Raw genomic sequence first — 20,930 nt, forward strand, 5'->3', positions numbered from 1 at the left:
CCAGTTGGTGGCCTACCTATGAATTCTGTTGCTTGGCCAGCGCCGCCTTGGCTGCGCGCAACCTGCGTATTTCTTTAGGGTCTGCCAGCAAGGGACGGTAAATCTCAATGCGATCACCCGCCTGCACACAACGCACTTCAACGTCCGCGACCACATTGCCGAATATACCCAAAACGCAGTCAGCCAGATTCAACTCGGGGAATTGCGCTGCAATGCCTGACACTTGCACCGCAGAACGCAGACTGGTGCCAGCCGGCACCGTTACCGCCAGCAGCATCTGGCGATCCACGGCGGCGTACACCACTTCAATCTCAACCATGCAGTTGCTTGGCTCGCTGGCAGAATGCATCCACCAGCGTATTGGCCGCCTGATTGAACAAAGGCCCCAACGTCGCGCGCACGATAGGCCCGGCATAATCAAAGGAAAGATCCAGGCTGATCTTGCAGGCTTTGTCCGTCAGCGCCTTGAATACCCATACACCATGCAGCTGGGTAAACGGCCCCTCCTGCAAATTCATTTCAATGGATTTCCCAGGCACCAGCACATTGCGCGTCACAAAATGCTGGCTCAGGCCGCCCTTGGCTACCCCGACACTGGCGACCATGTGCTCATCACTGCTTTCCAGCACCTCGGCCGTTGAGCACCACGGCAGGAATTCCGGGTAACGCGCCACGTCGTTGACCAGGTCATAGAGCGCCTGTGCCGGATAGGGCAGCAGCGCCGAACGTTGAATATGCGTCGTCATGTGTGCGTTATTTCCACTGCTGAGGCAAAACATCGCGGAAGAAGAGCCCGATCCGCGAAAGAAAAAAACCAGAGAACTGCCCGCATTGTCCGGGATTCGTCCAACACGCTCAAGCACGCAGGTTGACCGTAGCCGACAGCCTCGCAACTCCCTATAATGCCGCCCCTATGGCTAAACAAAAGAAACACCCTACAGGGACCATCGCGCAAAATAAAAAGGCGCGACACGATTACTTCATCGAACATCGGTTCGAGGCTGGTCTGGTCCTGGCCGGCTGGGAAGTAAAGAGTCTGCGTGCGAGCAAGCTGCAACTGGTCGACAGTTATGTGCTGCTCAAGGATGGCGAGGCATGGCTGCTCGGCAGTCATATTACCCCGCTGACCACTGCGAGCACCCACGTGATTGCCGATCCGGTGCGCACGCGCAAGCTGCTGCTCAATGCCCGCGAACTGGAAAAGCTCGCTGCCGCCGTACAGCAGAAGGGCTATGCCTGCGTCTGCCTGTCCTGGTACTGGAGCAAGCACCTGGTCAAGTGCGAGATCGCCTTGGGCAAGGGCAAGAAGGAATACGACAAACGCGATACCGAGCGTGAGCGCGACTCCAATCGAGAACTGCATCGCGCCGTGCGCAATAAGGGCAAGGAAGACTGATCCTTGCTGTGATGTAGCCTTGGGAGCCCCCCTTGGCTACATCCCCTTGCGCCGCTCCGCACGCGCCACGCGCTGAACTTCCTGACGCACTTCTTCCAACACTTCCTGCACATACAGCAGATGACGTGTTGAGATTTCCCGTGCCTGCTCGGCCCGCCCCTCGATAATCGCCAGGTACAGATCCCGGTGCTGGCTGATCAGCATGTCGCGGGTTTCCGTACGCTGCTGGTACATGCCACCGATGTTGGTCACCACGTTGCGCTTGAGCAGGTCGAACAAACCGCGAATGGTGTGCAGCAACACGGCGTTATGGCTGGCCTCGGCAATCGCCAAGTGAAACCGCGCATCCGCTGCGCCCTCCTCGGCCCGACTCACCTCATCGGACCGGGTGTAGCAATCCTGTAGTGCTTCGAAGGCCGCCGTAAGTCGCTCGCGATCAACCTCCGTCGCGCGCAACGCAGCGTAGTAGGCGCAAGAGGCCTCAAGGGTTTGTCGAAACTCCAGCAGATCACGCTGAGCCTCGGGGTTGTTCTCCAACAGGTGCAACAGCGGATCACTGAACGTGGAACCCAAGGATTCAGCCACGTAGTTACCACCGCCCTGGCGGCTGACGAGCAAACCTTTGGCTGACAGCTTCTGGATCGCCTCCCGCAAAGAAGGGCGCGACACCCCGAATTGCTCAGCCAACGCGCGTTCGGCCGGCAAGCGCTCGCCCGACTTCAGCGTGCCCTCAAGGATCATGCCCTCAAGCTGCTCGACGATGTCATCGGACAAACGGCGCTGACGCACCTGATCAAACCCCATCACTTATTCTCCACCATCCGACCACGCGCCGGGCCTCTATTCTCGCCTATCGCAGCGCTTGCAGCACCTATCAGAACGCCCTCGTTTCGCCCGATCAGCACACCCTGCCCACCCACTTACGACCAAAGTTTCGCGGGCGGCAAATTGACACACCCCTGCCAAGGCTTTTACTCTAGCCCACAGCGATTGTAAATTGGTATTACCAATTATCCAAGCTGACCAAACAACAACAATCAGGGGCTACCCCACTATGCAAACCTGGCAACAGCTCTACAGCCCACTCGGCAGCCTCGGCCTGTCCGCATTGGCGGCCGTTATTCCGATCGTATTCTTCTTCCTTGCCCTGGCCGTGTTTCGCCTCAAAGGCCATGTGGCTGGCAGCATCACCTTGGCGCTGTCGATATTGGTGGCGATCTTCGCCTTCCAGATGCCCGTGGACATGGCACTGGCCGCCGCCGGTTACGGTTTTGCCTACGGCCTGTGGCCTATCGCGTGGATCATCGTCGCGGCGGTGTTCCTCTACAAACTCACGGTCAAAAGCGGCCAGTTCGAGATCATCCGCAGCTCGGTCCTGTCGATCACTGACGACCAACGTCTGCAAGTGCTGCTGATCGGCTTCTGCTTCGGCGCCTTCCTCGAGGGTGCGGCCGGTTTCGGTGCGCCCGTAGCGATCACCGCGGCACTGCTGGTCGGCCTGGGCTTCAACCCGCTGTACGCCGCCGGCCTGTGCTTGATTGCCAACACCGCTCCAGTAGCCTTTGGTGCGCTGGGCATCCCGATTATCGTTGCGGGCCAGGTGACCGGTATCGACGCGTTCAAGATCGGCGCCATGACCGGTCGCCAACTGCCGCTGCTGTCGCTGTTCGTGCCGTTCTGGCTGGTGTTCATGATGGACGGCGTGCGCGGCGTGCGTGAAACCTGGCCGGCTGCGCTGGTCGCAGGCTTGAGCTTTGCCATCACCCAGTACTTCACTTCCAACTTCATCGGCCCGGAACTGCCGGACATCACCTCGGCCCTGGCCAGCCTGATTGCCCTGACGCTGTTCCTGAAAATCTGGCAGCCCAAACGCACTGCAGGCGCACAAATCGCTGGCGCTACTTCCAGCGCCGCAGTCACTGCCAGCGCCGGCGGTTTCGGCCTGCCACGCAACACCATCGTCTCGCCCTACAGCCTCGGGCAGATTTTCAAGGCTTGGTCACCGTTCCTGATTCTCACCGTACTGGTCACTATCTGGACCCTCAAGCCGTTCAAGGCGATGTTCGCCGCCGGCGGCTCGATGTACAGCTGGGTGTTCAACTTCGCAATCCCGCACCTGGATCAACTGGTGATCAAGGTCGCGCCAATCGTGACCAACCCCACCGCGATCCCGGCCGTGTTCAAACTCGACCCGATTTCGGCGACCGGCACTGCGATTTTCTTCTCTGCGCTGGTCTCGATGCTGGTACTGAAAATCGACATCAAGACTGGTCTTACCACTTTAAAAGAGACCTTCTACGAACTGCGCTGGCCGATCCTGTCGATCGGGATGGTGCTTGCCTTCGCCTTCGTCACCAACTACTCCGGCATGTCTTCGACCATGGCATTGGTATTGGCTGGCACTGGCGCAGCCTTCCCGTTCTTCTCGCCGTTCCTGGGATGGCTGGGGGTTTTCCTGACGGGCTCCGACACTTCGTCCAACGCCCTGTTCAGCTCGTTGCAGGCCACCACCGCGCACCAGATCGGCGTCAATGACACTCTGCTGGTCGCTGCCAACACCAGCGGCGGCGTCACCGGCAAGATGATCTCGCCTCAATCCATCGCCGTGGCGTGCGCCGCTACCGGCCTGGTGGGCAAGGAGTCCGACCTGTTCCGCTTTACCCTCAAGCACAGCTTGTTCTTTGCCACTATCGTCGGGTTGATCACCTTGGCCCAGGCCTACTGGTTCACCGGTATGCTGGTGCACTAACGACCTGCACGTAATGCCGCCGGATACGATTCCGGCGTCAGCTATTTCTGGAGGACCGATGAGCCTGCCTGCTGCTTTCCTGAGCGACGTCGCACAACTGATCCCGAAAGATCGACGTTTCGACGACCCCCTTTCCACCCTCGCTTTCGGCACCGACGCCAGCTTTTACCGACTGATCCCACAACTGGTGATCCGCGTGGAGTCGGAAGACGAAGTCGTTGCCTTGCTGCAATTAGCTCAGCGCGACCACGTACCGGTAACCTTCCGCGCCGCTGGCACCAGCCTGTCCGGGCAAGCCATCAGCGACTCGGTGCTGATCGTGCTGGGCGACAATTGGAATGGCCGCGAGATTCGTGGGCAAGGCACGCAAATCCGTCTGCAACCGGGAGTGATCGGTGCCCAGGCCAATGCGTGGCTGGCGCCGTTCGGGCGTAAGATCGGGCCGGACCCGGCGTCGATCAACGCCTGCAAGATCGGCGGTATCGTCGCCAACAATGCCAGCGGCATGTGCTGCGGCACCGCGCAGAACACCTACCACACCCTGGCCGGCATACGCCTGGTACTGGCTGACGGCAGCCGCTTGGATACCGAAGACGCCACCAGCGTTAAGGCATTTCGTGAACAACACGGCGCGCTGCTTGAGCGCCTGGCGACATTGGGTCGCGAGACGCGGGCCAATGCCGAATTAGCAGCCAGGATTCGCCACAAGTACCGTCTGAAAAACACCACCGGGCTGTCGCTCAATGCCCTGGTGGATTTCGATGAGCCGTTGGATATCCTCAGCCATCTGCTGGTGGGCTCCGAGGGCACCCTTGGGTTTATCAGCGCGGTCACCTACGACACCGTCATAGACCACCCGAGTAAAGCCTCGGCGTTGATTGTGTTTCCAGATGTCGAGACCTGCTGCAACGCGGTCACCGTGCTCAAAACCCAGCCAGTCTCGGCCGTCGAGCTGCTGGACCGACGCAGCATGCGCTCGGTACAAAACAAGCCAGGCATGCCGGCTTTCGTACAGCAACTATCGGAAAATGCCTGCGCCCTGTTAATCGAGTCCCGCGCAGCATCGTCGACTTTGTTGCATGAGCAACTGGCGCTGATCATGGCCTCCCTGGCTCCATTCCCGGCAGAACAACAGGTCGACTTCACCGAAGACCCCACCGAGAACGCCCGACTGTGGGCAATCCGCAAAGACACCTTCCCTGCCGTTGGCGCCGTGCGCAAAACCGGCACCACCGTGATCATCGAAGACGTGACCTTCCCGGTTGAGCAACTGGCAATCGGCGTCAATCGCTTGATCGCACTGTTCGACAAACATCACTACGACGAAGCAATCCTTTTCGGACACGCGCTGGAAGGTAATCTGCACTTCGTATTCACCCAAGGCTTCAACAGCGCGGAAGAAGTCACACGCTACCAAGCGTTCATGGACGACGTGGCGCAACTGGTGGCCGTCGAGTTTGGAGGCTCGCTTAAAGCTGAACACGGCACCGGGCGCAATATGGCGCCGTTCGTGGAACTGGAATGGGGCAGCGACGCCTATCAATTGATGTGGCAACTCAAGCGCCTGCTCGACCCCAACGGCATCCTCAACCCGGACGTGGTGCTCAGCGAAGACCCGCAAATCCACCTCAAGCACCTCAAGCCGCTACCCGCCGCTGATGAGCTTGTGGATAAGTGCATTGAATGCGGCTTCTGCGAACCGGTGTGCCCGTCGAAAGGCCTGACCTTGAGCCCGCGCCAACGCATCGTGATCTGGCGCGACATCCAGGCGAAGAAACGCGCCGGTGTCGACACCACTGAGTTGGAAGCTGCGTATCACTACCAGGGCATCGACACCTGCGCGGCGACCGGCCTTTGCGCCCAGCGCTGCCCTGTGGGAATCAATACCGGCGATCTGGTGAAAAAACTGCGCAGCCGTGACGCCGACCGTACGAAAACCGCCGAGTGGCTCGCCACCCACTTCTCCACCGCCCTGCAAGGCGCGCGCTTTACCCTGCATGTGGCCAATGGCGCTCGGATGCTGCTCGGCGCACCGCGTCTGGCGAAGCTATCGGCCCGCGTGACCCAGCTGTCCAAGGGGCAAATCCCGCAGTGGAGCAACGCCATGCCGCAGCCGGAAAAAGCCATCCGTTTCAGCCCGGCACTGACGGACGAACGGCCACGGGTGGTCTACCTGGCCGCCTGTGTTTCACGTGCCATGGGCCCGTCAGCGGGGGATAAAGAACAAATGTCGCTGTACGACAAAACCCGTGGCCTACTGGAAAAAGCCGGTTACCAAGTCGTGTTCCCCGACAATCAGGACAGCCTGTGCTGCGGCCAGCCTTTCGCCTCCAAAGGCTACGCCGAACAGGCCGAACACAAGCGTCAGGAGCTGATAGGCGCCCTGCTGCACGCCAGCCGTGGCGGGCTCGACCCGATCTACTGCGACACCAGCCCCTGCACCCTGCGCCTGGTGCAGGACCTGGGCGAAACGCGCCTGGACCTTTACGACCCCGTGCGGTTTATCCGCACCCACCTGATGGACCGCCTCGACTTCACGCCCCAGGAAGCACCCATCGCCGTACACGTCACCTGCAGCACCCAACACCTGGGCGAGAGCCAGGCCCTGATCGACCTGGCCCGACGTTGCTCCAACATCGTGGTCATCCCGGAAGGCATTCATTGCTGCGGGTTTGCCGGTGACAAGGGCTTCACCACGCCGGAACTCAACGCCCACTCACTGCGCACCCTCAAGGACGCGGTGCAATATTGCAGCGAAGGCATCTCCACCAGCCGCACTTGCGAGATCGGCCTGAGCCAGCACGGCGGTATTGATTATCACGGGTTGGTCTACCTGGTTGACCGCGTCACCCAAGCCCGCGCTCATTAATCCTGCAAAAAAACAGAACCCCTGCGCGCCGGCGTAGTCATCTGCATAGGCCTCGACAAACGAGGCTCATCAGTGATGTCGCTGGCAGCCGTTGAACGCCAGCAGCGTCGAGCCCTTTTGCGCAAGGAGATACCCTATGAAGCGTTCCGCTCTTGCTGGCTTGTTCATTACCGCTGCGATGCTGGCCTCCCCTGCTTTTGCGGCGGGCGATAAAGACCTGTGCCAGATCAATCTGGACAAAATCAACAACGGTAAAGCGCTGCTCGCCACTGACACCAGCGGCAAAAGCGGCGAGATAGACACTGCCGTGTCCTCGGCCAAGGCTGCCCACGCCGCTGGGGATGACAAGAAGTGCATCGAGATCACCTCAAAGGCACTGCAAGACCTGCAAAACAGCGAAAAAGGCGGCCAGTAGCCCGATCAGTCACGGAAGGCCAACCTTCGGGTTGGCCTTCCGTGACGGTTTGGCGTACACTGCAAAGGCTTGTCACTCACTATGAAACAACGAGTTACAAGCACGGGGCCGTTTAGGATTCGACGCCGGTTGCGAAACTTTAGGTGCATGCCGAGTTGGTAACAGAACTCGTAAATCCACTGTTGCAACTTCTTATAGTTGCCAATGACGAAAACTACGGCCAGGAATTCGCTCTCGCTGCGTAAGCAGCCTTAGCCCTGAGCTTCTGGTACCTTCGGGTCCAGCAATCACCAGGGGATGTCTGTAAACCCAAAGTGATTGTCATATAGAACAGAATCGCCGTGCAGTACGTTGTGGACGAAGCGGCTAAAACTTACACAACTCGCCCAAAGCACCCTGCCCTTCGGGTCGCTGAGGGTTAACTTAATAGAAACGGCTACGCATGTAGTACCGACAGCGGAGTACTGGCGGACGGGGGTTCAAATCCCCCCGGCTCCACCACTTCATCATCTAAAGACGTCCACGGACGTCTTTTTTTGTGCCTGGAATCCAGTAAATACAGGGGCTTCAGCGTTTCTTGGGGCTTTGGAGGATTTCTGAGTTCCAGGCGCTTTGGTATCCCAGGTGGTATCCCGGACTAACAAATGCTATTTTCAGGATACCAAAACGGTGCTGGAGGTAGCCCCCATGCCTACTAACGCAACCCGCCTCTCCGATCGCCAGCTCAAGGCAGTCAAGGCAACTGGTAAAGACTTCGTCCTCAGCGACGGCGATGGCTTGCAGCTTCGAGTACGCGCCAGCGGCTCGATGATGTGGAATTTCAATTACCGCGAGCCGTTGATCAGAAGCCGTATCAACATGGCGCTTGGTCCATACCCCGACCTCTCGCTAGCCAACGCCCGAAAGAAAGCCGCAGAGGCGCGTGAGTTGCTCGCTTTGGGCATTGATCCCAAAACCCAGCGTGATGAGGTGAGGCAAGCCAAACTTGCTGAGAGTGAACACACTTTCGAGAAGGTGGCCACGGCCTGGTTCGAGCTGAAGAAAGACTCCGTAACCAAGGCCTACGCCGAAGACATCTGGCGTTCGCTAACTCTTCATATCTTCCCGAGCATGAAAACGACGCCGCTTTCGCAAATCACTGCTCCGATGGTTATCAAGATCCTCCGTCCAATTGAGGCCAAAGGCAGTCTCGAAACGGTGAAGCGATTGAGCCAACGGCTCAACGAGATCATGACCTACGGGGTCAACTCCGGGCTGATATTCGCAAACCCCCTCAATGGAATTCGGGCAGTGTTCAAGAAGCCCAAGAAAGAGAACATGGCCGCGCTACCACCTGAGGAGCTGCCCGAGCTTATGATGGAAATCGCGAACGCTAGCATCAAGCGCACGACTCGCTGCCTGATCGAATGGCAACTGCACACGATGACTCGCCCTGGCGAGGCGGCGACCACCCGATGGGCAGACATCGACTTCGACAAGCGCATTTGGACCATTCCCCCAGAGCGCATGAAAAAGCGTCGACCGCACGCAATCCCGCTAACCGACCAGGCACTCTCGTTGCTGGAGACACTCAAGCACCACAGCGGGAACAGGGAATACGTATTTCCTTCAGACAGGAACCCGCGCACCCACGCCAATAGCCAGACCGCCAACATGGCGTTGAAACGCATGGGTTTTCAGGACCGTCTCGTCAGCCACGGCTTGCGCTCGATGGCGAGCACCATCCTGAATGAGCATGGTTGGGACCCGGAGTTGGTTGAGGTCGCATTAGCGCATGTCGATAAGGACGAAGTTCGGAGCGCTTACAACCGAGCGGATTACATCGACCGCCGGCGCCCGATGATGGCGTGGTGGAGCAAGTACATCCAGAAAGCGGCGATCGGCAGTCTGTCGGCGTCTGCGATCAACCAAACCAAGGAACGAAACGTCTTCCCAATACGCTAAGCGTGGATAGGTTGGCGACAGCGGGACAACCCGCGTAATCCATGGTGTGCTGTATCGCGACAGAAGTGGCACCTGTCACCAAATCTTTCCCATGCGCGCGGCACTCCCGCCAAGCCCTTATCATGGGAAGGCTCATCGCTGGTTGAGTAACTGCGAAGCTCCAGTACGAGGCCAAACATCGAGGACCTTCCGGTATCGTAGGATATCGTTAGCTTGTCGCCACGCGACAGTCCAGCAATGCGTAGTCTGTCGCACCCTTTCAGGGATCCACTCAACCTTGATAGAACGAGCAAGTGAAGAGGTTGCCGCTGTATCACCGGTAGTTATTCCCTCTGTAAAGTGAACACAACGAGGACAACTCTCCGGATACAAAAAAAGCGACCCAACAGACTGTGAAAACCTAGCAATCTGCGCAGCGCTCAAAGAACATGCTCCGTATTGAAAGATACGGAGCATTTTTCGTTATGGCTTACATTCAAGGAGAAGGTTATGGCATGGGTAACCTGATCTCTCTGTATGAGACTACAGGCGCATTAAGCAGATTCACTGCGGCGAGGGGCTGTTTGGTTTAGCACCAGCCGCAGCGACAAGACGGGTGGAGATTAGGCTACCAGCTGCAGCCGAACGGCTAACGCGAAGTATTCTTGAGGTATGGTCGGCAGATTCATGGCGAATTTATCCTGTGGAAGCCTGTCAGCGAGCAGGACTTCAAGTTTTCCACTCTTTCTTGGACCGCGCGAGTCCGACACCATTGGATGTTGAACCTTTTAGCCGCGACCTTTTGCTCTATGAGCGCGAGATGACGGCTGCAGTCATAGGTATAATCGCTGCGTAGGATGGCTTGCTCTTGGAATAAACTTACAGATTAAGTTTTGAACGGGCGACTCTGCATGCTGCCAAATCCCATGCTCCCGATCCCACACTTTTGAAGACGATCGGACCGGTTAGGTCTGGCTTTGACTGCAAAGCCTGTGCAATCGATCTGATTTTGCTCCAATCGATTTTGGCTTGGATTAGATCTCCTGCTTCATGGCGAACTCCCGCAGGGTCATCGACGTAGATATGGCTGGAACTGAGGGTTTCGCCACCGATTTCGGCCATCTCCGGGGTGAAGGCTCCCACACCAATAATAAGTCTGCCTGCGCGGCCTTTTTCGTTGTAAACCGGCTTCTTACTGGTGGTGAGAGTAATTACTACGGAAGCGTCTTCGGGCAAAATGGTGGTTGGGTATAGCTCTGCATGGATAGCCTGATTGGTTTCACAGAAAGACGCGGCATCAGCAAAGTTCAGGCCACGAACCCATACCCTCGCGTGTGGATGGACCGCGTTGATTGCCTTTACGTGATAAGCGGCCTGAATGCCAGTGCCTACAATCAGAATTTCCTCTGGCGCAGTAGGTAGTAGGGTTTTTATTGCCAACATGCTGAGCGCGGCTGTGCGGCGGCCGGTAACCTCTGGCCCGTCTAGCAGGCAAATCGGTATGCCTGTTTCTGCATCGTAGACCGACACTTGGCCGTGGATGGTCGGAATGCCCTTGGCAAAGTTGGCAGTCTGCACGTTGACAAGCTTGTGGATAGCAATGTCGGCAGACGTCGCGGGCATGCTTAGCATGAGCCCTTCGCCAACTGTAGGAACAACCATCCGCTCTGGGCTGATAATTTTCTGTTCTGCATATTCCAGCGCCGCAATGCTCAGCGCATTGATGAGGGCCGGGAAGTCCAGCAGCTCTGCTGTTTGTTCACGGTTGCAAATAACCATTGGCGAAGATGTCATTGATGTCTCCTAGTGAGTGGACCTAGTGCGTTGAGCGATTACAACTGGTGCTTAACCTTCGTTGAAGCGCGAGATGAATTGGTCAAACCGTTCGTTAACACCACCGCCAAAAAGCTTGGCAGGGGGTTCATCGGCGCTAACGCGACCGTTTTCGAGAAATAGAATTCTGCTAGAGACGTCGCGGGCAAAGGCCATTTCGTGCGTCACGATGAGCATCGTGCGTCCTTCTGCTGCCAGGTCTCGCATCACCTTGAGAACTTCACCGACCAACTCAGGATCCAGCGCGGAAGTGGGCTCGTCGAACAACAAGACCCTAGGTCTCATCACCAGGGCACGAGCGATAGCCGCGCGCTGTTGTTGGCCCCCGGACAATTGAGCAGGGTAGTAATTCGCTCGTTCTTCCAGGGCCGACTCGCTTCAGTACTGCGATTGCTTCGTCTCGAACCTCTGCGCGTGGTCGGCGCTGTACATGGACAGGAGCCTCCATGAGGTTTTCGAGAATCGTCATATGGCTCCAGAGACAGAAGTTTTGGAAAACCATGGCGACCTCAGTGCGGAGGCGATCCACCTGCTTACGGTCACCAATACGCAGATTCGTCTCACCAGGCTTGAGTTTCACTTGCTCGCCGAGCAGCTGCAGCTGTCCGGATGTAGGCATTTCGAGCAGATTCAGGCAACGCAGGAACGTGGACTTGCCAGATCCTGATGCGCCAAGAATCGAAATGACTTCGCCTTCCTGGGCGGCGAAGTTGATTCCTTTGAGCACCTCGAATTCGCCGTAGCATTTGTGTAGGTTTTCGACCGAGATGGCTGGTTTGGCGATGCCATTCCCGGAGGTCGAGCGCAATGCAGCATTCATAGAGTTCTCCCGATCAATGATTTCAGCTACGACGATGGGCGTGATGTGCATTGAGCCGGCGCTCTAGCAACGATATTGCCAATCCAGTCAACGAGGTCAGTAGCAGGTACACGGCACCCGTTACGATGAAGATCTCGAACACGCGATAAGTGGAGGAGATCAGTTTGTAGGAGATGCCTGTCACCTCAGTTAGCGTGATGATGCTGGCCAGCGAGGTACCTTTGATCATCAAAATGATTTCACTGCCATACACAGGAAGCCCCTGGCGAAGGGCGATGGGCCAGATGACGCGCCGGCGCAACAAGAGACCTGACATACCACACGCCCGAGCAGCTTCCACTTCTCCCGTAGGCACGCCTTGCACGGCACCCCGGATGATTTCAGCGGTATAGGCCGAGGTGTTTAGAGCTAACGCCAGAATCGCGCACCAGTAAGGCTCGCGGAGAAACGGCCACAGAACGGAATGTCTGAGTTCAGGGATCTGTCCCAAGCCGTAGTAGATGAGAAATATTTGGACCAGAAGCGGTGTACCCCGAAAAAGCTCTACGTGGGTTTTCGCTAACCAGCGAATGACCGAAAAGCGGCTTGCGGCTGCTCCTGCCACGATCACAGCCAATACGAAACCAATTGCCAGCGAGACAGCCGCCAGTTGGATTGTCAGAGGTAGTCCGGCAATCAGCTTTTGCGTTATTTCGAGTAAAAACGACCAGTCGATCATTATCGGCTCCAAGGTTTAGCGAGGCGTTTTTCCATCCTGGTGACGAACAGTCCCGTTACGCGACCGATTACAAAAAACATCAGGGCAGCTACGCCGTAAAAGAGCAGTGGCTCGCGAGTCGATCCGGCAGCTGTGCCCGCTTGACGCAACAATTCAGTCAAGCCAATCACCGAAAGCAAAGCTGTCTCTTTAAGAACGGACTGCCAGATATTGCCGAGTGCAGGAAGAGCGAACCGTAGGGTTTGGGGAGCGATAACCCGACGTAGGAGCAGTAATCGGGGCATGCCACAAGAAGAACCAGCCTCCAATTGGCCGCGATCAAGTCGCATGAATGCCGACCGGTAAGCCTCTGTTTGATAGGCGCCCGAAACAACACCAATCGCCAGAATCCCTATTAGCAAGGAAGGCAAGGAGAAGAAGCCGGGCAGACCGCCCAGGTTCATGATCTTGGTCAGAACGACGCTTCCGCCGAAATAGAACAAGTACACGATCAAGATCTCAGGGATTCCCCTAAAGAAAGTGGTGTAGAAGCTGCCAGCCCAACGCAGGGCGGAGTTTTTCGAGAGCTTCAGGGCCGCGCCGCAAAGACCCAGTATGCTGCCAACAAAGAAACCGCCAAGTGCCGCAATTAGCGTGATGCTGGCCGCAGCCAGCAGTGGGAGCCCCCATCCTTGTGGCCCGAATCCGAGTAGCTCTATGGAACCCATCGTCATGGTGTAGTGCCTTCATTTCGGACGGTGGATGGGGTGACGAAACGGTTGGCCCTGAATGCGAGAAGCCCAGGATCAACGCGATCGTTGATGAGTGATTGAGCGACGATCTCTCCTATCGCAGGAGCGAGCTGGAATCCATGGCCGCAAAATCCGAATACATGCCATAGGCCCCGATGCTTAGCACTTGGGCCGATGATAGGGATTCCATCCGGTGTGATTGCTTCAAGCCCGGTCCACGTCCGTACGACTGGCACATTGGCTAGTATGGGAAAAGCTGACACCACTGAAGCTGCGCTTGAGGCCATTCGATCCATGACGGTGAACGATGTGCCCTGGTCGAGGCAGGGCTTTCCAAGAATCCCGCCTCCGATCACTAGAGAACCGACAGCGCTCTGTTTAAATGACAGGGGTTGATCAATGCCAAGCACAACCGGATTTACGAAAGGCTTCACACGGGCCGTTACCATCATTGAGTAGGCCACTGCCTCAACCGGGAGTAGTTCATCCAGGCCAGCTGCGAATGACGCCCCCCATGCTCCCGTGCAATTGATGAGCTGATCTGCCTCAAGTCGCCCGGCCGAGGTCTCCGCGATCCAGGCTCCATCGCTACCTTGAGAAACACCTCTCAAATTGCATCGCTCAAAAATTGTCGCTCCGGCCGCCTCAGCAGCATTTCTAAATCCCAGAGCGGCGTACGCAGGGTTTGCATGACCGTCAGCACGAGAGATCAGCCCACCGAGAACGGTGTCGGTAAGCCCAGGAAGCACACGGCGCATTTCTTCCTTATCAATGAATTCCTCCGTGGTTATTCCATGGCGCTTCATGTCATCTAGGCGAGTGTGTGCCCACTCCAACTCGGCGGGATCAACCGCAATCGCGATCTGGGAAGTGCCCAGGCGAACCTCGCTCGCATTTGCGGCGGATGAACCGATCACGTCGGCTAAATTACTCCACAGCTCCATTGCTCGAATCGACAATGGATATTCACGAATGTCTCTCAGCAGATGACGCAAGCCCCCTGCGTTGACGCTTGAGGCGTGGCGTCCTGCGATGTTTTTCTCGACAATCGTCACCTGCCGGCCTGCCCGTGCGAGGTACATCGCGATCGCACAACCCTGGAGGCCACCGCCGATGATGAGTACGTCATCTCGCTGCTTACGCATGGTTGCAGTCCTCCGACGCGACAGTAGGTTTATCCACATGCCCGGTCACTTGCGTCAGCACTGGGTCAACTCCACTGAGCGTAGCCAGTGCTCCCAATGGGATTGGGCGTAATGGCGGCCGCGCCGTGAATGGAAATGGTGTGGGCGTACGTCCGAGGTTTCCCTCTGCCACCAGTCGCGCTACGGTAATGGTGCAGCTGCGTCCCTGGCACGGCCCCATCCCGCAACGCAAGGCCCCACGGAGTTGGTTCATGTCGTGTACGCCTTCGCTGATCATTGCCCGCACAGTTCCTGCAGTGACTTCCTCACATCGGCAGACGATCGTGTCGTCGCTCGGCAGTTGAGCCGACAATCCAGGAGGGAACGCAGTATCAATGAATGGACGAGGGGCAAGCGTCGCTGCCACTGCCGTCGCCGTTGCAGCTTCCTCATTAGGCGACGCAAGGTTGAATTCACGTAGAATGGCGCCTGCCACGTGACGTCCATGTGCAATTGCTGCGTCAGCACCACCAATTCGGCGGGCATCACCCGACACGTAAATACGGCACGGGCCCTCGGTCAACGATGGACCTGGTGCGATTTCGGCCTTTCCGTTGCCTTCGGTTCTCGGTTGCCAGCTCTGATCTTCTGGTTTCCAAGCGAGCGCCAATCCCGCCCCGTGTGCAAGGTCGGTGGCGGGTACTACACCGTCGTGAACGACGAGCAGGTCGCAAGCAAAAGTCTGGACCTTCCCGTTGATTACCAAACTGACACTCTGGACTTTGTCGTTACCATCAGCTTTTAATGCTGAGATGCCGGTCCGCATTGGTATTCCGGCCAGTCGCAATTTAGCCAACCAGCTGAGCCCTTTCACCAAAGCCGGCACGGTCGCTGGGTTAACCTTCGATAGGGCCTGTAGCTTGTTGGAGAAAGTGTCGGTGCGGGCAATGAGAACCGGCTTGATCCCGAGTCGCCTCAATTGATCAGCAAGCAGGAAGATAAGAGGACCAGTACCCATAAGTACGATTCGTCCGGATGGCTGCAACCTTCCCGCCTTCAACAAAGTCTGTACCGCACCTGCAGTCATCACCCCAGGCAAGGTCCACCCCGGAAAGGGGACGGGTCGTTCCATGGCTCCGTTTGCGAGAATGACATGGGGCGCTCGCAAGTAACCTGCATTGGTTCCGTTGAGCCAGCCTACGGTGCCGTCGGGACGTAGGTCCCAGACAGTTGTCATTGGTCGATAGTCGATACCTGACGTGGCACGAAAACAAGTAACCAGCTCTGCGCCGGCGACATAGGTCGGCCCTAGCGCGTCTAGCAATTTATCAGTGCTTGGTCGGTCGTGGATGTTCCGCTCAAGTGACCGGAAGATCTGTCCACCTGGTGTAGGCTGCATATCCAGCACGATGACACGACGGCCACCGTTGGCGAGATCAATGGCCGAAGACATGCCCGCTGGTCCAGAACCGATAATGATGACATCAGCGTCCGGAACCATTCCGCTTCCTTGATTGGCGGTAATGGAACTGGGCAGAGAAGTACTCATGATTCTACTTCCTCAAAAACACTTGCAGCGCCGAATTGGGTGCGAAGTTGCATTCCTTCCTCTACAAGCGTGAGACATGCTTGCCGGCTACCTGCGCCATCTATTTCTATTAAACAGTCAAAACAGTGCCCAATCATGCAATACGGAAGTCGAGGAGAATTGCTAACTGGTGTAGTACGAAACTTATCTACTTTTGCTCTAAGCAAACAGGCAGCAACGGTTTCGCCAGTACGAGCACGAATTGGAGTGCCGTTAAAGTAAATGGTTAAAGCGGCCCCATCGGTGCCAATAGGAACGAACATATAGGACCTGCTGAATTTGTTTTAGCGGTTCAAACGAATAATTTTCGCAAATGGGGTCACCCTATCCGAGCGGATAGGGTGACTTCAGTCATTCGTGGATTGATATATCTACACCAAACCACTTTTCTGTAAGAGCTTTGTTAGTGCCATCTTTATCAACAGCAGCGATGGCGGCATTAAACGCTTCGCGCAAATTACTGTCGGTAGGACGCAGGGCCACATTTGTTGTGCCTAGGCCCAAAACGCCACCGGAGAAAGTCGGCCCGGTCGAAACAAGGTGGCCGTCGGGGTTCGCGTCGATGGCTGCCTTGAACGCCGTAACGTTAGCAACTGCCAGATCGATTCGGCCAGAGGCGAGTTCCAGACCGAGCTGCTCGAAATTCGGATACTCACGCACTTCCAGATCTTTCAGATATTGGCCTACGAAGGTCGCAGCGGTTGACCCGGTCTGCACTCCAATGACCTTGCCGCTCAGCTTGGCTTTGAGCGCGTCGATTGCGGCTTTCGCGTCAGCGGAGGAGCTGGTCAAGTCGAAGGATTTGCCGGCATCAGGCAAATCCTTGAGGTTATTGTCGCGTGCAGTTAGGAATCCGTTGGGTGCTTTGGCGTAAGGCTTCGAAAATCCGACAACTTTTTTGCGTTCTTCAGTGACACCCATGGATGCGATGATCGCATCATATTTGCCAACCGTTAGCCCTGGGATAATGCCACTCCACTCTTGTGCAATTACGGTGCATTTAACTTTCATTCTCTCGCAGAGAACTTTTGTAAGTTCAATTTCGTAACCACCGAGAGTTCCATCAGCGTTTGTATAGTTCCACGGAGGATACGCCCCTTCGGTGGCAATCGTGAGATGGTCAGGCAGTACCTGAGCGTTGACCGCACCGATCAGCGGCGTAATAGTTAAAGCTAACAACAGACGACGAAAAATCATTACCCAACTCCTTTCTTTTTGTTTGAGTCTTGAATAATGGCAGGCAGGCAAACTGGGCCATGGATCGACTATACCAGCGCTCCTACACGCTTCACAGACACTATCTAATTGACCTAAGGGAAAGCTGGGCTTATGCTGAATGAATGGCAAACCTCATCCCCTCACTCAATTGGCTCCGCGTGTTTGAAGCGGCGGCACGGCACCAGAGCTTCTCGCGGGCTGGTAAGGAACTGCACATGTCCGGTGCTGCAGTCAGCCAACAAGTGCTCGCTCTTGAGACCTCTCTTGGCCGACCGCTGTTTGAGCGAGCGGCGAATCGGATCACCCTCACCGTTGAAGGCAGTGATTTCCTTCCCACAGTCCAGGTGTCATTGGGAGCTATTGAAAGCAAGGCCGGCTCTCTTTTTTCGAGGCAGAGAGTGGAGAAGGTTACCCTGCTTGCTAGTCAGCTAATGTCAATGAGCTGGCTCCCTCGGGTACTGGCAGATTTCGAGCGGACGAACCCTAATATCCGCATTGAATTGATCATGGAGGGTTCGCTGCGCAAGGCTGAGCCCGATCTGAGTATTAAATTTGGTGAGGATGCGCGTCTTGTGAGCCATCCATTGCGGCTGATGGGGCTCTCTCATGTCGTGATGGGACGCAGTGAGGATGTTGCGAAAATTCGTTCGTTGGATGATCTCCTGACTTACCGACTCTTTGATGTCGCATCCCATGCGATGGGATGGGTGGCGTTGCTCAACCATCATTTTGGGCCGCTTCATGGTCGTCAGTTCAGACTTGAAACCGTTGATACAACCCCCCTAGCTCTGATGATGGTCAGCCAAGGGCTTGGGCTGGCAGTGGGTCCAGTCCCTGCTTGTAATGCGCTGGCAGAGTCTTTGGGCCTCGTGATTTGTCCGCTGATTCCGAAGACACCAGGTCCCGGCAACTATTACTTCGAAAAGCCGGTCGACAAGCCGCAGCGCTCTGCCGTCCTCCGGTTAGAGCAAGCGCTTCAGCAAGCCGCTCAACTGGCAATGCATGGCTGATTGATCACAGAGGCCACGTTTACTCTCAAACTTCATCACCTCACTCCTCCGGCACGCGGCGGAGAGGGCCGTACGTGGCTCTCTGCACAAGCAAGACTTTAGCTAAGGGTAACTAATTGCTATATATAAACCGCGATTAATTGCTGCTATGCTTTTTGAGTGAGCGGCTTACTAAAGTGATGAAAAATTAGCTTAGCCAGTTGCTACCAACAATAATAAACAATGGTTTCTCATTACCCTCTCCGCTGCTCTAGCGATCAGGAGCATTAGCATGTTCAGCTTAGCAACTCGTCTAATGAACCGCGTCAGTTACGCGAAGAAATTTCTTCTAATCCTATTAGTCTTCATGGTTCCATTCTTCACACTATCTGCTGACAAGCTTTGTGATTTGTATGCAGAATATTCTGATGCGCGTAGGGAACAGAAAGGGCTCGAAATACTGATCGGCTATGTACCAGTCTATGTTGGTGCCGCTCAACTAGCGATGATACGCCCTGGAGCGACGGTCAAAGGTGATACTGACGCTAAAAATATAATTGCTCGCCTAGCTGAAGTGAATTCAGCGGCTGTATCTGGAATGCCACGATTGTCGAGCTCCAGTGAGTTTTCATTGCCGAATGTAGAAATTACCAAAGTCGATCCAGGACTCGTTCGATTCACTAATCAGAGCGCGGATCGTCTGTACGATACCGCGAGAATACCGTTGCAATCCATGTTAGCTGACATGAAGCACGTTGCGGCAAGCTCTGGCGTTCTGCAGGACCACGATTCCGTAGTTTATCGATCAATGGATACGATCTTTTCTAGCCTACTACCGTTGCATTCAGTCCTTACGCAGAGTGCATCCTATACCGGCTACGTCACGGCTTATGGATACCTGGATTCGACGGGAAAAAATCTATTCTTGGCGCAGAGCGATCGCTTTTCAGCGTTTTTACCGGCACCAGGAGTCGCGCCGGACAAAACTACAGAGGCGAATCAAGCAGCCGCCCAAGGACTTGAGATATTTAATAGATTAGCGATCACACCCTACGCCTCAGTGATGGGAGTAGATAAAAATCGAACGGCTACATGGCTTGAGAAAGTATCGTCATTCGACCAGCCTCTCCAGGCTGTTCGGCAAGGAATAGAAGGCCGCCTGATCGAGGTGAAGGAGCGCCTCAACGTTCGTGCAGAGAACGCTTACCGCCAACTTCTGGTCGTGGCTGTCGGGATACTGTTCATCACGATGCTGATTTTCTACCTATTCGCGGGCTTCTTCATCTCAGTGAAACAAGCCGTAGCTGACCTCAGCCGTGCCATGGAGGTGTTCTCGGCAGGCGACCTACGTCTGGAAGTCAGTACAGAAGCCAGAGATGAGCTCGGGCAATTGGCAGCTCACTTCAACACCATGCGAATGGCCTTGGCCACCCTGGTCACACAGATAGTCCATTCCACTTCCACCACGACCACGCAGGCTCAAGCACTAAGTTCAGGCGCGTCTGTAAGTCTCTCAGGAGTAAGCCGCCAAGCTACTGAACTCGACGCAGTCACGACCTCGATGAGCCAGTTGGTGATCAGCGCCCAAGAGGTAAGCCGCTACTCACTGACGACCTCAAAAAGCGCAAACGGCGCTGGCGAGCGGTGTCGAGAAGGTCAAGTCCAGGTGAGTCATGCTGTGTCTGGGATATCTAAACTGTTTCATGAGCTTGAAGATGCTACCCAGGCGATACAGGGCGTCTCAGTCCAGAGCCAGGAAATCACCAAATCACTTGCCATGATTAAAAGCGTTTCCCAGCAGACCAATTTGCTCGCATTGAATGCTGCGATTGAAGCTGCTCGCGCCGGTGAGCAGGGCCGTGGATTTGCGGTAGTGGCTGATGAGGTACGCCACTTAGCGATCAGATCTCATCAGCTCACAGAGCAGATCTACCTGGTTATCGACCATCTACATGCCCAAGTAGAGCACGCTGTACGGACCATAAATAGGAGCCGGGGCACTGCATCCGAAACGGTTGAACGGGTGAAAGACGCCGAGGAGATCTTCAGAAAGATAACTGCCAGCATCCATGAAATCGTCGATAACAATGTTCAGATCGCAACGGGTGCCGAGCAGCAACGCCAAGTGGTTGAAGGAGTCGACTCCAGTCTCGCCAGCGTTAAAGGTCATGGCGAGTTCAATGCGCTCGAAGCAAAAAGAATGGTCCAAGCGAGCGCCCAGGTTACGGAGATGCTGTCGAGGTTGAATCAACTGGTTTCCAAATTCCGGGTAGACTAATCGGTTGGCTGGTAGGGAGGTCTCAATTTTGTGCACCAACTATCTCAGCCCCTGAGGTACACCCCGCCCGAGTCCAGACCGAATTAATTTGTCGAGGTATACCGTGGTCGGCTTCTTCACACGACGGGAATCGTCGTCTTGCCCATCCCGTTATGGACATAGAACACACCGAGCGGTCAATGGCAGACCTGAAGCTGCCGTGGTCGCACTGCCATGAGACATGCTGTCTTCTAAAACTACGTATCACCACTCCAAACAGGACGTACATTTATTACGAAT

At 55.9% G+C, this 20,930-nt stretch carries 17 protein-coding genes, 1 other RNA gene and 2 pseudogenes; 9 read left to right on the forward strand and 11 right to left on the reverse strand.

All coding sequences use genetic code 11. From position 1 onward, the window contains the following. Positions 1-16 precede the first annotated feature (16 nt). The gene (locus AYR47_RS02275) at positions 17-319 is read right to left on the reverse strand and encodes an RnfH family protein (protein ID WP_061434094.1); all 303 of its coding nucleotides are present in this window, start codon (positions 317-319) and stop codon (positions 17-19) included. Beyond that, positions 312-746 (reverse strand): type II toxin-antitoxin system RatA family toxin, encoded by a 435-nt coding sequence (locus tag AYR47_RS02280; protein WP_005791512.1) that lies wholly within the window; start codon positions 744-746, stop codon positions 312-314. The genes AYR47_RS02275 and AYR47_RS02280 overlap by 8 nt, the downstream gene beginning before the upstream one ends. Positions 747-913: 167 nt before the next feature. Between AYR47_RS02280 and smpB the strand changes: the two genes are divergently transcribed. After that, the gene (gene smpB, locus AYR47_RS02285) at positions 914-1,396 is read left to right on the forward strand and encodes an SsrA-binding protein SmpB (RefSeq protein ID WP_005791513.1); all 483 of its coding nucleotides are present in this window, start codon (positions 914-916) and stop codon (positions 1,394-1,396) included. A 36-nt stretch (positions 1,397-1,432) separates the two neighbouring features. Here smpB and AYR47_RS02290 read toward each other — a convergent pair whose 3' ends face one another. After that, positions 1,433-2,200: an FCD domain-containing protein gene (locus tag AYR47_RS02290; protein ID WP_033898251.1), complete on the reverse strand. Its 768-nt coding sequence runs from the start codon at positions 2,198-2,200 to the stop codon at positions 1,433-1,435. A 250-nt stretch (positions 2,201-2,450) separates the two neighbouring features. Between AYR47_RS02290 and AYR47_RS02295 the strand changes: the two genes are divergently transcribed. The 5 genes from AYR47_RS02295 (at position 2,451) to AYR47_RS02315 (ending at position 9,373) form a co-directional block, all read left to right on the forward strand. Further along, a complete protein-coding gene (locus tag AYR47_RS02295; RefSeq protein ID WP_061434096.1) occupies positions 2,451-4,145 on the forward strand; it encodes a lactate permease LctP family transporter in 1,695 nt (564 codons plus the stop codon). 58 nt (positions 4,146-4,203) lie between these two features. Beyond that, on the forward strand, positions 4,204-7,014 hold the full coding sequence (locus AYR47_RS02300) for an FAD-binding and (Fe-S)-binding domain-containing protein (protein WP_061434098.1): 2,811 nt from the start codon (positions 4,204-4,206) through the stop codon (positions 7,012-7,014). A gap of 136 nt (positions 7,015-7,150) precedes the next feature. Then, a complete protein-coding gene (locus AYR47_RS02305; RefSeq protein WP_033898249.1) occupies positions 7,151-7,429 on the forward strand; it encodes a hypothetical protein in 279 nt (92 codons plus the stop codon). 104 nt (positions 7,430-7,533) lie between these two features. Beyond that, positions 7,534-7,930: a transfer-messenger RNA gene (gene ssrA / locus AYR47_RS02310) on the forward strand. 186 nt (positions 7,931-8,116) lie between these two features. After that, the gene (locus AYR47_RS02315; RefSeq protein WP_061434100.1) at positions 8,117-9,373 is read left to right on the forward strand and encodes an integrase domain-containing protein; all 1,257 of its coding nucleotides are present in this window, start codon (positions 8,117-8,119) and stop codon (positions 9,371-9,373) included. 858 nt (positions 9,374-10,231) lie between these two features. Here the strand turns inward: AYR47_RS02315 and lhpI are convergent. The 8 genes and pseudogenes from lhpI to AYR47_RS02350 form a co-directional block, all read right to left on the reverse strand. Then, entirely contained in the window at positions 10,232-11,146 is a 915-nt protein-coding gene (gene lhpI, locus AYR47_RS02320; RefSeq protein WP_061434102.1) for a bifunctional Delta(1)-pyrroline-2-carboxylate/Delta(1)-piperideine-2-carboxylate reductase, read from the reverse strand. A 51-nt stretch (positions 11,147-11,197) separates the two neighbouring features. Continuing rightward, positions 11,198-12,005 (reverse strand): annotated as a pseudogene (locus tag AYR47_RS02325) (ABC transporter ATP-binding protein). Positions 12,006-12,027: 22 nt separating this feature from the next. Next, positions 12,028-12,723 carry an ABC transporter permease gene (locus AYR47_RS02330; protein ID WP_061434104.1) on the reverse strand — a complete coding sequence of 232 codons (696 nt, stop codon included), beginning with the start codon at positions 12,721-12,723 and terminating at the stop codon, positions 12,028-12,030. Then, positions 12,723-13,436 (reverse strand): ABC transporter permease, encoded by a 714-nt coding sequence (locus AYR47_RS02335; RefSeq protein ID WP_061434106.1) that lies wholly within the window; start codon positions 13,434-13,436, stop codon positions 12,723-12,725. Before AYR47_RS02335 ends, AYR47_RS02330 begins: the two co-directional genes overlap by 1 nt. Next, positions 13,433-14,599: an NAD(P)/FAD-dependent oxidoreductase gene (locus AYR47_RS02340; RefSeq protein WP_061434108.1), complete on the reverse strand. Its 1,167-nt coding sequence runs from the start codon at positions 14,597-14,599 to the stop codon at positions 13,433-13,435. Before AYR47_RS02340 ends, AYR47_RS02335 begins: the two co-directional genes overlap by 4 nt. Next, positions 14,592-16,127, reverse strand: coding sequence for an NAD(P)/FAD-dependent oxidoreductase (locus tag AYR47_RS02345; RefSeq protein WP_156487770.1), 1,536 nt, complete (start codon positions 16,125-16,127; stop codon positions 14,592-14,594). The genes AYR47_RS02340 and AYR47_RS02345 overlap by 8 nt, the downstream gene beginning before the upstream one ends. Next, positions 16,124-16,429: a (2Fe-2S)-binding protein gene (locus AYR47_RS33285; protein WP_082781457.1), complete on the reverse strand. Its 306-nt coding sequence runs from the start codon at positions 16,427-16,429 to the stop codon at positions 16,124-16,126. Before AYR47_RS33285 ends, AYR47_RS02345 begins: the two co-directional genes overlap by 4 nt. 88 nt (positions 16,430-16,517) lie before the next feature. After that, positions 16,518-17,363: a transporter substrate-binding domain-containing protein gene (locus tag AYR47_RS02350; protein ID WP_061434112.1), complete on the reverse strand. Its 846-nt coding sequence runs from the start codon at positions 17,361-17,363 to the stop codon at positions 16,518-16,520. A 143-nt stretch (positions 17,364-17,506) separates the two neighbouring features. Here AYR47_RS02350 and AYR47_RS02355 point away from each other — a divergent pair, with 143 nt between their 5' ends. The 3 genes and pseudogenes from AYR47_RS02355 to AYR47_RS33295 all read left to right on the forward strand — a co-directional run bounded on the left by AYR47_RS02355 (position 17,507) and on the right by AYR47_RS33295 (position 20,651). Then, positions 17,507-18,394: a LysR family transcriptional regulator gene (locus AYR47_RS02355; protein WP_061434114.1), complete on the forward strand. Its 888-nt coding sequence runs from the start codon at positions 17,507-17,509 to the stop codon at positions 18,392-18,394. Between the two features lie 1,300 nt (positions 18,395-19,694). Next, a pseudogene (locus tag AYR47_RS33290) lies at positions 19,695-19,739 on the forward strand (hypothetical protein); the annotation flags it as partial. Between the two features lie 195 nt (positions 19,740-19,934). Beyond that, positions 19,935-20,651 carry a methyl-accepting chemotaxis protein gene (locus AYR47_RS33295; protein WP_420492056.1) on the forward strand — a complete coding sequence of 239 codons (717 nt, stop codon included), beginning with the start codon at positions 19,935-19,937 and terminating at the stop codon, positions 20,649-20,651. The last annotated feature ends 279 nt before the right edge of the window (positions 20,652-20,930 follow it).

This window comes from Pseudomonas azotoformans (assembly GCF_001579805.1).
Taxonomy (GTDB): Bacteria; Pseudomonadota; Gammaproteobacteria; order Pseudomonadales; family Pseudomonadaceae; genus Aquipseudomonas; species Aquipseudomonas azotoformans_A.